This window comes from Sphingomonas sp. RB1R13 (assembly GCF_036663775.1).
Classification (GTDB): Bacteria; Pseudomonadota; Alphaproteobacteria; order Sphingomonadales; family Sphingomonadaceae; genus Sphingomicrobium.
On the sequence record NZ_JAXOJM010000090.1, the window covers coordinates 1 to 1,113 of the forward strand.

The following is a 1,113-nucleotide window of genomic DNA, read 5'->3' on the forward strand; positions in this document are numbered from 1 at the left end:
TGAGGACCGGCGCTACACTGCGCGCGTCCTTCCGCCGCCGACGCTCGATGCAGGCGGATATCGCGACGTGCCCGCCGCCCGCCCCGACGACTGGGCCGGCCGGTTATGCGGAGCCGACCTGCGGCTTGCGGTTAGCACCGACGCTAGCAAAGACACGGAGGAAGCCGGTCTTGAACAGGCCCGGCTTCCTGCCCACGAGGTCGAGCCGGCCATGATGGTCGAGCCGGAGATCGCCGACCCACTTGGCCTCGGCGATGACGATGGCGATCAGGCGGCCGAACGACGCGCGATGGACCGTGCCCAGCAGGTCGGCACCGCTCGCACGGTCTATGGCCTCGACGCCGCCTCGGGCCGCCCCGACGACCTGCAGCTGGGGATTTGAGCGATGGACAAGACGAGCGACAAGGTGCGCCATCAACTCTTTCTCCCGAGACCGCTGTCCGACCGGCTGGAGGCACTCGCGGCCAGGCCCGGCGCGACCAAGTCGGCGATCCTCGTCGATGCGGTGACCGCCTGGCTCAACCGGCGCGGCGCCTCCGAGCTGGAGGACCGGTTCGCGATCCGGCTCGACCGGCTGACCCATGCGATCGGGCGGGTCGACTGGGACACCTATGTCATCCTCGAGACGCTGGCGCTGTTCATCCGGTTCGAGCTCTCGATCCAGACACCGCTCGCCGAGAACGATGCCGCCGGTCGCGCGCTCGGCGCCAAGCGCTTCGAGGCTTTCGTGACGCAGGTCGGGCGACAGGTCTCGACCGGACGCCGCTCGCTCGGCGGATCGCCGCAGGAAGCCGATACGATTCCTTCTAAGCGGGGAGGCGACCGATGAGCGCCCTGCTGTCCGCGGAGCGTCGCCGCCGGATGCTGATCACGGCGCTGGGGACCGACATCGCCGTGGCGATGCGGGATCCGCTGGTGGTCGAGATCATGGTCAATCCCGATGGTGCGCTGCGGCTCGACCGTCTCGGCGAGGGCCGGAGCGACACCGGGGTGCGGATGGCACCCGACCAAGTCGAGCGCATCGTCCGGCTGGTCGCCTCGCACGCCCGCGCCGAGGTCCATGCGGAGCACCCGATCATCTCGGCCGAGCTGCCGCCGCATGTCGAAGGCCAT

General features: G+C 69.8%; 1 protein-coding gene and 2 pseudogenes. All 3 read left to right on the top strand.

What is annotated here, in order from left to right:
• Positions 1-382, top strand: a pseudogene (locus U1700_RS15140) (conjugal transfer protein TraG); the annotation flags it as partial.
• 3 nt (positions 383-385) lie between these two features.
• Positions 386-829 carry a CopG family transcriptional regulator gene (locus U1700_RS15145; RefSeq protein ID WP_332753500.1) on the top strand — a complete coding sequence of 148 codons (444 nt, stop codon included), beginning with the start codon at positions 386-388 and terminating at the stop codon, positions 827-829.
• A pseudogene (locus U1700_RS15150) lies at positions 826-1,113 on the top strand (P-type conjugative transfer ATPase TrbB); the annotation flags it as partial. The gene U1700_RS15145 and the pseudogene U1700_RS15150, both read left to right, overlap by 4 nt.